This is a genomic window from Gardnerella sp. DNF01195, from assembly GCF_049244175.1.
Lineage (GTDB): Bacteria > Actinomycetota > Actinomycetes > Actinomycetales > Bifidobacteriaceae > Bifidobacterium > Bifidobacterium leopoldii.
This window is the reverse complement of record NZ_CP058383.1, coordinates 742,613-754,314: the sequence shown is the minus strand read 5'-3', so window position 1 is coordinate 754,314 and position 11,702 is coordinate 742,613. Positions and strand designations below refer to the sequence as shown.

11 protein-coding genes are annotated in these 11,702 nt (G+C 40.0%); 7 read left to right on the top strand and 4 right to left on the bottom strand.

Annotated features, from left to right (window positions below; all coding sequences use genetic code 11):
- Position 1: 1 nt before the first annotated feature.
- From HXT43_RS02825 to HXT43_RS02815, 3 genes are all read right to left on the bottom strand, one after another.
- Complete coding sequence (locus tag HXT43_RS02825) at positions 2-943, bottom strand: DUF58 domain-containing protein (RefSeq protein WP_415707276.1); 942 nt, start codon at positions 941-943, stop codon at positions 2-4.
- On the bottom strand, positions 940-2,064 hold the full coding sequence (locus HXT43_RS02820; protein ID WP_004119505.1) for an AAA family ATPase: 1,125 nt from the start codon (positions 2,062-2,064) through the stop codon (positions 940-942). Before HXT43_RS02820 ends, HXT43_RS02825 begins: the two co-directional genes overlap by 4 nt.
- Positions 2,065-2,154: 90 nt before the next feature.
- Positions 2,155-2,871, bottom strand: a complete 717-nt coding sequence (locus HXT43_RS02815; protein ID WP_004106746.1) for a uracil-DNA glycosylase — start codon at positions 2,869-2,871, stop codon at positions 2,155-2,157.
- Between the two features lie 129 nt (positions 2,872-3,000).
- Here HXT43_RS02815 and HXT43_RS02810 point away from each other — a divergent pair, with 129 nt between their 5' ends.
- Together HXT43_RS02810 and groL are read left to right on the top strand one after the other, a co-directional pair.
- Positions 3,001-3,675, top strand: a complete 675-nt coding sequence (locus tag HXT43_RS02810) for a LytR C-terminal domain-containing protein (RefSeq protein ID WP_004106743.1) — start codon at positions 3,001-3,003, stop codon at positions 3,673-3,675.
- Between the two features lie 199 nt (positions 3,676-3,874).
- Positions 3,875-5,500 (top strand): chaperonin GroEL, encoded by a 1,626-nt coding sequence (gene groL, locus HXT43_RS02805; protein WP_004119509.1) that lies wholly within the window; start codon positions 3,875-3,877, stop codon positions 5,498-5,500.
- A gap of 105 nt (positions 5,501-5,605) precedes the next feature.
- On the opposite strand, the gene HXT43_RS02800 is transcribed toward groL, so the two are convergent.
- Entirely contained in the window at positions 5,606-5,899 is a 294-nt protein-coding gene (locus tag HXT43_RS02800; protein ID WP_004106739.1) for a WXG100 family type VII secretion target, read from the bottom strand.
- A 53-nt stretch (positions 5,900-5,952) separates the two neighbouring features.
- On the opposite strand from HXT43_RS02800, the gene HXT43_RS02795 reads away from it, so the two are divergent.
- The 5 genes from HXT43_RS02795 to HXT43_RS02775 all read left to right on the top strand — a co-directional run bounded on the left by HXT43_RS02795 (position 5,953) and on the right by HXT43_RS02775 (position 11,647).
- The gene (locus tag HXT43_RS02795; protein ID WP_415707277.1) at positions 5,953-6,858 is read left to right on the top strand and encodes a hypothetical protein; all 906 of its coding nucleotides are present in this window, start codon (positions 5,953-5,955) and stop codon (positions 6,856-6,858) included.
- A gap of 79 nt (positions 6,859-6,937) precedes the next feature.
- Positions 6,938-7,678, top strand: coding sequence for a response regulator transcription factor (locus HXT43_RS02790; protein ID WP_004106736.1), 741 nt, complete (start codon positions 6,938-6,940; stop codon positions 7,676-7,678).
- A 2-nt stretch (positions 7,679-7,680) separates the two neighbouring features.
- Positions 7,681-9,630, top strand: coding sequence for a sensor histidine kinase (locus HXT43_RS02785; protein WP_415707278.1), 1,950 nt, complete (start codon positions 7,681-7,683; stop codon positions 9,628-9,630).
- Between the two features lie 191 nt (positions 9,631-9,821).
- The gene (locus HXT43_RS02780; RefSeq protein WP_004106732.1) at positions 9,822-10,211 is read left to right on the top strand and encodes a cold-shock protein; all 390 of its coding nucleotides are present in this window, start codon (positions 9,822-9,824) and stop codon (positions 10,209-10,211) included.
- Positions 10,212-10,228: 17 nt separating this feature from the next.
- On the top strand, positions 10,229-11,647 hold the full coding sequence (locus tag HXT43_RS02775; protein ID WP_410297079.1) for a DUF3027 domain-containing protein: 1,419 nt from the start codon (positions 10,229-10,231) through the stop codon (positions 11,645-11,647).
- The last annotated feature ends 55 nt before the right edge of the window (positions 11,648-11,702 follow it).

Here is an 11,702-nt window from a genome sequence, read left to right as displayed (position 1 = left end):
TCTATTCAACCTCCTTGCTAAATGAGTCAGCAAGATAATTTGTACGGCTCACTTTTTGCGCAGAAATATGGAAAACTTCTTCACTTGAAGAACCATGAATTATTGAAGATTGAACACCAAGCAGCATATCGTATAAAGCGTTTATCCTAATATTTCTACGAGCTTCAACTTCATTTTTATTTGATTCTTTTTTCAAAAACGCCGGTACTTTACGTAAAGTAATTCCATCAAATATTTGCAAATCAATTGCAGAATCAAAAGGATTAATAGGAGAAATAACAATAACAACAAGCTTATGGTTTTGCGTAATTTTGCGCAAAGATTCAGCGTTATGAGCTTGTAATGCATACTCATCAGTTATTAAAACTACCAGACCATTATTGTCAATATTTTTTAGTAGCGAAGTAAGCAACGCATCAATATCTCTGGTATTTTTACGAGTATTAAGCAACGTATAATCTAGATTTCGCTCAAAATCAGAAAAGTTGCTAGCAGCATGAACATTGATAACATTTTTTCCATCTGCACACAACAACGAAACAGCATCATGACGTTTTAAACTCAAAGACGCAAAAAAGCATGCAGAATTAGACGCAACTTCATACAGAGATTCTTCAGAAACACAAGCTCCATTCATATTTATGCTTGTATCTAAAGCAATCCAAGTATGAGAAGACGAAGTACGCTCTCTAGAAGACACCATAGGCTGTCCAGTTCGAGCGCTCGCAGACCAGTTCATCATGCGAGCTTCATCTCCTGGCTGCCATGCGTGTACGTCAATAACATCACCTGTGCCAAAACGCCTGTGCGAAGGATGGTCTCCCTCTAATAAGCCTAAAGCTTTACGCGCAATAGGCAAATCAATTCGCTGATCCAAAAGCTCAATTTTGCGACGCACGGCTTTAGCAGGTTCAGATAATACTAACCGCTTCGTACGCATCATGGCACAGGAACCGTCTTAACTAATGCATCAATTACTTGATCTGTAGTAATAGAATCAGCTAAAGCTTCAAAAGTTAAAAGTATGCGATGCCTTAACACTTCATGCGCAAACAATTTAATATCTTCAGGTATCACATAATCGCGTCCAGAAAGTAAAGCGTGAGCTTGAGCAATACGAATAAGTGCAATTGATGCACGAGGGCTAGCTCCCATACGAACCAATGAATTAATCGTAGGAAGTGGATGCGTACCTTCACCGCGAGAAGTGGCAACAAGATCAACTACATACTTCATAACTGCTTCAGAAACGTGTATGTGACGCGCTGCAGTACGCATAAAAACAACATCTTGCAAACTTATGCGTTGAGTATTTAGCTTTGAAGGATCAACGACATCCGATCCTCGTTGAGTAAGTAATTGCAGCATACGAACTTCCTCGTCAGGATTAGGGTAAGTCATAACTGCTTTTACCATAAAACGATCCATCTGGGCTTCTGGAAGATTAAATGTTCCTTCTTCCTCAATTGGATTTTGCGTAGCAATAACCATAAATGGTTGAGGCAGAGGAATTCTTTCGCCTCCAATAGTTGTTGCTCCTTCTGCCATAGCTTCAAGCATTGCAGATTGAGTTTTTGCGTTTGAACGATTAATCTCATCCAACAAAATAACATTTGCATGGATAGGACCAATTTGCGTAGTAAAACGTTGGGAAGCAAAATCAAAAACTTGAGTACCAACTAAATCTGCTGGCATTAAATCCGGAGTACACTGCACACGACGGAAACTCCCTGACATAGCTGTTGCAAGAGTTTGAGCAGCAGTAGTTTTTGCGAGACCTGGTACTGATTCAATAAGAATGTGTCCGCCTGCAATAAGAGTAAGGATAAGAGACTCTCGTAAAGCGTCTTGACCGACTAAGGTTTGTGCAAAACGTGCGCGCAAAATATTTGCAATTTGCTGGCAACGACGTATGTCATCACTCGAAATAGTTGCAGTAACTTGCGCACTTGTATTAGAAACAGCAGACGGCTGAGGTACAGCTGATCCAATGCCAAGCTTAGAAGCAATTGAAGTTTTATCGGTTAACGGTTTCTTCTGTGGTTGCGGTGGAAATAATGCCATAAGAGACATTTTAACCGATATGCAGTACTGACATGTTCAAAAATGGCATTTTTATTGTCTTTATAAGATAATTTGCAATATTTAAGACAATTAGATTTCTTGAGAATCTAGGGACCAATTAATTGGCGAAACTCCCATATTAATTAAGGCCTGATTAGCTCTTGAAAATGGATGCGATCCAAAGAATCCTCGCATTGCAGAAAGAGGGCTTGGGTGCGCTGATGTAATAAGAGTTGCATTCGTCAGCAAAGGAGCCAAACTTTGCGCATTACGACCCCATAAAATAGCTACAAGCGGCAATGGATTACCATTGCAATCAGTTCTATTGTTTAATGCTCGAATAGCTGCATCGGTTACAGGCTCCCAACCTTTTCCTTGGTGGCTATTTGCCTTACCAGCCTCAACAGTTAAACATCTGTTAAGAAGCATCACACCCTGCCTGGTCCACGGTGTTAGATCTCCACTCTTTGGAGTTTCTACGCCTAAATCGTTTACTAATTCTTTATAAATGTTTATGAGACTTTTTGGCAGTGGGCGCACTTTTGCAGCTGTGCAAAAACTTAAGCCTACTGGATGGCCCGGCGTTGGATATGGATCCTGGCCAACAATTAAAACTTTAATGCTTTTTAGTGGAATAGAAAAAGCACGCAAAATATTGTGGCTAGCAGGAAGAATATGATGTCCGCTTTCTATCTGCTCTCGCAAAAATACTCCCATTGCGCGTATTTGTGGCTCAACTGGCTTTAATGCTTCAGCCCAATCAGGATCCATTAGCTCGTTTAAAGGTTTAATATTTTGAGGATTCATATTGCTACTGTATGTCAAGGCATACCATAAAAGGAAATTAATCAAATTTTCTAAATTTGTGCTTTGTGCTAAGCATTGGATAATATAGATTCATTGTTGTTTAAATGATCTTTTATAAGGAGTGCAATTATGGCGCGAAATAATCAGAACGTGTCGTATACGCCTGATGCTTTTGATGAGCCACCAGAGGGACCAGTTGGAGTTCATCGTGGAAATCCTGCGTGGTATGCCGTAATACTTCCTTATTTTGTTGCATTAATCATTGCGGCGGTTGTTGGCGTTTTGGTTTGGGCTATTGCTTCTGGTGAAATCTCACATCTTCCGTTGCCTTGGAACCATCAGCAACAATCATCTCAATCAGCATCTCCTACTAAGCCTTCTGAAAACAAAAAGTCTGCTAAAAGCGACGAAGATAAATCTTCTGAAGACGAAGATGATGACGACGATAATAATAAATCTGAAGAAAATAAATCAGATAAGAAAGATGCTGATGACTCTAAAGATAATTCAGCAAATGATTCTAAAGCACAAACTTCACTGGACAAATCAGTTGCTGTGAAAGTTCTTAACGCAACCAAGATAAGCGGTCATGCTGCTGCTGGCGCAGATAAGTTAAAGCAAGCAGGATACGCAAATGTGACAGCTGGAAATCCAACTGGTAAAGTCCCAAGCGAATCTGTTGTTTGGTATAAAGACGATTCCCAAAAAGCTGCAGCTGAAGATATTGCAAAGACTTTAGGTATTAGCGCTGTCGAAAACGAAAAAGAAATCGTTTCTCCGATTGTAGTTGTGCTTTGCAAGTAATATTTTTCGCATAAAAATAACCGGTTAGAATTATTTCCAACCGGTTTTTGTGTATAAACGCCAAAAAAGTTGGCACTCGGGTACATAGAGTGCTAATCTTCAAATTAGCACTCAAGCCTTGAGAGTGATAATAAGCAGCTGACGGCTTATTACTCAAGATTGCAGTGAAAAGTCCATAAATAACGTATGTGGAGGAATAATGGCAAAGATTATTGCCTATGAAGAGGACGCCCGTCAGGGTATGCTCGCAGGTCTTGATAAGCTTGCAGACACTGTTAAGGTTACACTTGGTCCAAAGGGTCGAAACGTTGTGCTTGACAAAGCCTACGGCGCTCCAACCATTACTAACGATGGTGTTTCTATTGCTAAGGAAATTGATCTTGAAGATCCATACGAGCGTATTGGCGCCGAACTTGTTAAAGAAGTAGCTAAGAAGACTGATGACGTTGCAGGCGACGGAACCACAACTGCTACTGTTTTGGCACAGTCTTTGGTGCATGAAGGTTTGAAGAACGTTGTTGCAGGAAGCAACCCAATTGCTCTTCGTCGCGGCATTGAAAAGGCTGCTGAAGCAATCGTTAAGGAATTGCTTGCTTCTGCAAAGGATGTTGAGACCAAGGAACAGATTGCTGCTACTGCTACGATTTCTGCAGCTGATCCTGAAGTTGGCGAAAAGATCGCTGAAGCTTTGGATAAAGTCGGTCAGGATGGTGTTGTCACAGTTGAAGACAACAACAAGTTTGGTCTTGACTTGGACTTCACTGAAGGTATGCGCTTTGATAAGGGTTATATTTCCCCTTACTTCGTCACTAACGCTGACGATCAAACTGCTGTTCTTGAAGATCCATACATTTTGCTCACTTCTGGCAAGGTTTCAAGCCAGCAGGATATCGTCCACATCGCTGAGCTTGTTATGAAGTCTGGTAAGCCATTGCTTATTATTGCTGAAGATGTTGATGGTGAAGCATTGCCAACGCTTGTTTTGAACAAGATTCGTGGAACTTTCAATACTGTTGCTGTTAAAGCTCCAGGATTCGGCGATCGTCGTAAGGCTATGCTCCAGGATATGGCTATTTTGACCGGTGCACAGGTTGTGTCCGACGATCTTGGTTTGAAGCTTGATTCAATCGATGCTTCTGTTTTCGGTCATGCAGCTAAGGTGATTGTTTCTAAGGATGAAACAACTATCGTTTCCGGTGCTGGCTCAAAGGAAGATGTTGATGCTCGCGTAGCTCAGATTCGCGCCGAAATTGAGAACACTGATTCTGATTACGATCGCGAAAAGTTGCAAGAGCGTCTTGCTAAGCTCGCTGGTGGCGTTGCTGTTATTAAGGTTGGCGCTGCTACTGAAGTCGAAGCTAAGGAACGCAAGCATCGCATTGAAGATGCAGTTCGTAATGCTAAGGCTGCCATTGAGGAAGGTTTGCTTCCAGGCGGTGGCGTAGCTTTGGTTCAGGCTGCTGCGAAGATTGAAAAGACACCAGCTATCACAGAGCTTAAGGGTGAAGAAGCTACAGGTGCTGCAATTGTGTTCCGTGCTGTAGAAGCTCCAATCAAGCAGATCGCTCAAAACTCTGGTGTTTCTGGAGACGTCGTTCTCAACAAGGTACGCGAACTTCCAGAAGGCGAAGGCTTCAATGCTGCAACTAACACTTACGAAGATTTGATGGCTGCCGGCGTTACTGACCCAGTTAAGGTAACTCGTTCTGCTCTACAGAATGCAGCTTCTATTGCTGGTTTGTTCTTAACTACTGAAGCTGTTGTTGCCAACAAGCCTGAGAAGGCAGCTGCTGCACCACAAGCTGGTGCCGACATGGGCTACTAAATAAAAAAAAATAAAAGTGGCTCAAAAGTCTAAAACTTAATAGTTTAAGTAAATGGCGGCATGCTCAATGTAAGCGTGTCGCCATTTACTTTTTCATCACATTAATCAGCTCATCCCAAATAACGAAGTAGCTTGCGTTTCAGCATCAAGATACACTCCTGATGCATGTTGCATAGCTTGCTGAATTGCTTCTAGCGATTGTTCCATTTGTTGTTGCGCTGCTCGCCATTGCTGAGCGGTCGACGCAAATCGTGTAGCCGCCGATCCAGTCCACACGCTTTGTAATTGCTGTAAATTGGCATACATCCCGTTGACTGCATCTCTAATTGCACTAACCGAGGTTCCAACGGCTGCCGCAGCCTGCTGAATTTGCTCTGAATCAACTCGAAATTGTGCCATATTTCCCCTCCATTTGTTTTGCATCTAAATAAACGCTTCTTTATAAATTATTTTTGCGAAACATTTCACATAAATTAAGCAAAGATTTTTATAATGCTACTTTTACTTGTGTGATGTCACGCTATTATGAATATATGCCATCAAAAAAGTACGAAAAAGATTTATGCGCCAATGTGGTTAAAAGCTTAGCTTGCACGCGCGTTGCAAATTTTAACTACCAGCATCTTCACTCAAAACTATTTTTAGCTAAACGCGTATTGCTTTTATTAATGGCATTTTTATTTAGTTTTTCTTTTATTCTTCCAACTCTTCCAATAAATTCGCTCATATTTTCACCTTTAAATAGAGTAAATACAATTAATGCATATGCTGAAAATAATGAGCAAAATTCTGGAATAGTTGCAACAGACTCAATAACAGACACAGAAAATTTGCTTGGGGATTCTGTCAGTAAAGTTGCTGACATGATTGAGACAACAAAAAAGCGTACAGGAGTAAATGTTAGGCTCTTATATTTGTCTACTTTTGGAAATACAAAAAATCCATCAAAATGGGCTAGTGATTTGTTGATTAGTACGCTTCCAGCTAAAAATACTGTGCTGCTTGCACTAGCAACTCATGATGGAAGATTAGTTGTAGCTGTTTCGCCTAATTCCGATGAATGGCTCAAAAATAAAAATACTGTAGACTCGTTATCCGATGCAGCTTATAAGCCATTAGTAAGCACAACTGGAACGCATTGGGATCAATCTGCAATAATGATGATGAAACAAATAATGCGTGCAAAACGTACGTCAACAACTTCTTCTGCAAGTCTTATTTCTACAATTATTATGCTATTAATATTGTTGGCATTATTCTCAATAGTCGCGATTATTCTGTTTAGAAAGAATCGCATACAACGTCAAGTACTTGCTGGTGTTAGAAAAGCTCGTAGAAGGCACGCTCGTCACAGGTAGACAAAAAATATTCGATAACTTGTTTTATTTTCAGCAATTATTCAGGAAACATTCAGCTTGATAAGTGATGCTAATCAGTATGAGTAAGAACGTTGAAGCATCTATTGTCGTGGTCGATGACGAGCCATCAATCCGTGAACTTTTGGTAGCATCTTTGCATTTTGCTGGGTTTGAAGTAGAAACTGCCGCATCCGGCTCAGAAGCTGTTGAAGTAATTGAACGAGTAAATCCGAATCTTATCGTTATGGATGTTATGCTCCCAGATATTGATGGTTTTACTGTTACGAGGCGTATTCGTCAAAATGGAATTAAAGTTCCCGTATTGTTCCTAACTGCAAGAGACGATACACAAGATAAAATTATGGGTCTAACTGTTGGTGGAGATGACTACGTTACAAAGCCATTCAGCTTGGAAGAAGTAGTGGCAAGAATACGAGCAATTCTTCGCAGAACACAAGAACCTGATGAAGAAACTCATATTATAAAAGTTGCGGATCTTGAGATTAATGAAGATTCTCATGATGTAACTCGATGCGGTATGCCAATCGAACTTAGCCCAACTGAATACAAACTACTTCATTATCTTATGGACAATGAAGGTCGAGTTCTGTCAAAAAGCCAGATTTTGAATCATGTATGGCAGTACGATTGGGGCGGAGACGCAGCGATAGTTGAATCTTATATTTCTTATTTAAGAAAGAAGATTGATGGCATTGAAATTACTGACGATTCAGGAAAGCCGCAAAAAGTAGTTCCTCTTATTGAAACTAAACGTGGCATCGGTTATATGATTCGAGAACCTAAGGCAGGTCAAGCCTGATCATGCAATCTAGTAATAATAACCACGATAATGCTGAATCAACTATTAGCAACAGTACGAATAATAACTCTAAAGATGATTCAGATGTTAGCACTGCTGGAAAAAGTGTTGCGATAGTGCTAAGCGAAAATGACAAAAAAGATAAAAAACCTCGTAAAACCTGTTGGCTACGTCGTCGCATAAATACAATACCACTGAGTACGCGCTTAGTTGCATGTACTCTCGCTATTTTAACTGTAGCTGCTTTTTGCATATCACTATCGATTCAGCAGCTCGTAGGAAATTATTTGCTAGAAAAAACTGATGCACAATTAGCCGGTCAAGCGCAATTTGTTTATGACAATGTTGATTCATTGCGCATGAAAAACTCAAATCAATCTTCAGTAGGTCCGAATAATTACTTTATGCAAGTTAGGGATACGCATAATAAGATTATTTCTACTCCATTAATACCCAAAATTAAAGGATCGATTGTTTCGGTTCCTAAACTTCCTGCAGACGGTTTTGATAGTAAAAAAATTGTTACTCACAAACCTTACACAGCACCTGCAATCGTCAGGGGAAATACCAATAAAGTCGATGCAATCACTAAAAAAGCTGCAAAATCACCATGGAGAGTTTTAGTATTAACGTGGGGTCAAAAGAATAACTATAACTCAGAGTTAAGCGTTAGCGGTTACGTCTATATTGCTTTATCTCTTAGCGATCAAATTGACACCGTTAGCACACTTACTCGTTACTGCATAATGGTAAGTATTGCAGTTATTTTGTTTGGAGCAGTATTTGCAGCAATTATTATTCAATCAGCTTTAAGACCGTTAAAACGAATTGAAAAAACAGCTTCAAAAATTGCTTCTGGAGATTTAAGCAAACGAGTTCCATCTGCTCCTGAAAATACTGAGGTTGGATCTTTAGCAGCTTCTCTTAACTCTATGCTCGCTCGTATTGAAAGAGGATTTAATGAGCAAGAAGATATGACAGAAAAAATGAAGCGATTCGTTTCAGATGCAAGTCATGAATTACGTACTCCATTGGCTGCAATTCATGGATACGCTGAATTGTATACAATGTGGCGCAACATGCCAGGAGAGCAGGAGAGAGCAGATGACTCTATTGCTCACATTAAAGCTTCTAGCGAAAGAATGACTGAGCTAGTAGAAGATTTGCTTTCTTTGGCGCGTTTTGATGAAGGTCGTGGAATTAATATTTCACAGCAAGTTAGCTTGTCTCCAATACTTTCTGACGCAGCTAATGATTTACATGCTCTTGATCCTGCTAGATCCGTTCAACAAGGCTATTTGACCATTTCGGATGAGTGGAAGCTTATGAGTTGCACAAATTGCGATTTTGAGCGTAAGCTCCAATTCCATGTTGGTACACTTCCAAGTGTTACGCTACTTGGTGATGGCGCTAGATTACGCCAAGTAATGACAAATATCGTAGGAAATATTCATAGATACACCCCCGTTGATTCTCCTGTAGAAATTGCAGTAGGAGTTATGAAGGCATCTATAACTCCAAATGAATTATCTAAATTACCTTCTGTAAAAGAATCACTGAAGGAGTTTTTGGAAGCAGCGGAAGTTAGCCAATCTACTGATACTGGTCATAAGTATGCTGTAATTCGAGTTGTTGACCATGGTCCTGGAGTTCCAGAAGAATCTTTATCTAGAATTTTCGAGCGTTTCTATATTGCTGACCCATCAAGAGCTAGAGAAAAAGGTGGAACTGGCTTGGGTATGGCAATTGCGCAATCTGTAGTAAAAGCACATCATGGTTTTATTTGCGCAACTATATCTTCTCCATCAGAAGCATCGACCGATTCTAAAACTAATCTTGATGACACTATGGATGGGTCTGAGCCGATAGATGTTAAACCTCATGGCTTAACTCTTACTGTAGTGCTGCCAGTTAATGAAATTGAAGATCCTTCTAAACTTGTTAGCGATTAAAATATTGGCATGAGTAACACTTGCGTAGGTTAAAAAAATTTTATTGCCCGCGTGTATGCGCTACAATGTAATAAGGAAACAAGTAATAATAATATTTGGTACACTATCTATAGACCTATCGCATATGCTGATGCTTTATGCCTTGTGCACTTCAGCGTGCGAAATGAGAATTATTTGGAGTGAGGTGTGTTATGCCCAATGGGCGCGTGCGTTGGTACGATACGCAGAAGGGGTACGGCTTTATTGTTGGAGATGATGGTAAGGATGTTTTCCTGCCAGCAGCAGCATTGCCAGTTACTGTAAAAACTTTACACAAGGGTACACGAGTTGAGTTTTCTGTAATTGAAGGTCGCAAAGGACCACAGGCGATGGGTTTGAATGTTATTGCAACAGCACCGTCGCTTGTCAAGGCTACTCGTCCTAAAGCCGAAGATATGGCGGCTATTGTAGAAGATCTTATTAAACTTCTTGATTCTGCTGGTAATGGTTTGCGTCGACGTCATTATCCATCAACTGCTGAAAGCAAAAAACTTGCTACATTGTTGCGTGCAGTGGCAGATAATTTTGACGTTCAGGAATAGTGTCTGGAATATTATTTATGACTGATGAAGTGATGGATCCACAAGAACTAGCTAGAAGTATAGCTGTGGAAACTTCAGAACGTACTGGTGCAGTAGGTGATTTTGTATCTTCTACAGAGCTTGGTGACGGAGTTACAGACTTTCGTTTCGTAAGCAATTTAGTTGGATATGAAGGCTGGCAGTGGTCAGTTACGTTGTATCATGATGAGGAAACGCAACGTTGGACTGTGAATGAATCAACGCTTGTTCCTACTGAAGATTCTTTGCTTCCACCACCATGGATTCCATGGAAAGACCGATTGAAACCAAGTGATCTTTCTGTAATGGATTCTATTGGCACATCTGAAGACGATTCTCGACTAGAAGATGGCTTCCGTCAAGTAAATAATATTGATGATAGTAATTCTGAAAAGAATATAGAATCAGCAAATTCAGATGATAATTCTGAGTCTAAAACTGAAGATGACGCTAAAGCTAATACTGAGGCTGAAGATAATACTGAAGCTAATACTAGCGAAGAAGATGCAGACACAAACGCAAACGCAAAAAAAGATATTAATCAAAATCAAGAATCTTGCGATGCAAATAATGATTTTGACGAAGATCTTGAAGAAGCTGTTTCAACGCTAAGACTGTCTCGCAGACGAGTAATGACTGCGGAAGCAATTTCGCAAACAGCTAAACGCTGGTACGCAGGTCAACATGGTCCAAAGTCGTTATCTACAAAAATTGCCGATGGCAAAGCATGTTCATCATGCGGATTCCTCATTCCTCTAGCTGGAAGTTTAGGCTCTATGTTTGGTGTATGCGCAAACATGTGGAGCCCAGACGATGGGCGAGTTGTCTCGCTTGATCATGCTTGTGGTGAGCATTCTGACATTGAACCACCTGAGCCATCGCAGCTTTGGATTCAATCTGAGCCCGCATACGACGATTATCATATTGACATTTTGCAACAAGCTCCACGAGATGAGCGAGCAGACGTTGAGCTTATTGAGGAAGCAATTGAAGACAGTAAGATGCATCGTCGTAAGCGCAGAAAATTAGATTCAAAATTGCGCAACAAAAAAGAAGCCTCAACAGACAAAGATGAACAAAATAATTTATCTGAACCTGATTTAATTGACAATTCAACTATTGACGAAAAATTATATGAAAATAATGATGACAAAAATCGTGAAATTGAAGTTAAAAATCAAACTGAAAAAATTGAAGAGACTGTAGCTAATGAATCTGAAAAATCTGAAAAATCCCAAAACGATGCAGATTATCCTGATTCTTCAGAAGTAAACTTGCTAGACGAAAATTCTGTTACAGAAGAAATACCGTTAACAGAAAAAGTTGAAGAGCCACAAGAATCTGAAGACACTTCAAAAACTACAACATCCGCATCAATGCGATTATATAAAAGAAAATCTCGCAGACAACATAAGTAATTATGCAAGAAACAAAAATATGAACATTTAGATTCATCATTCATGATTATTGTGA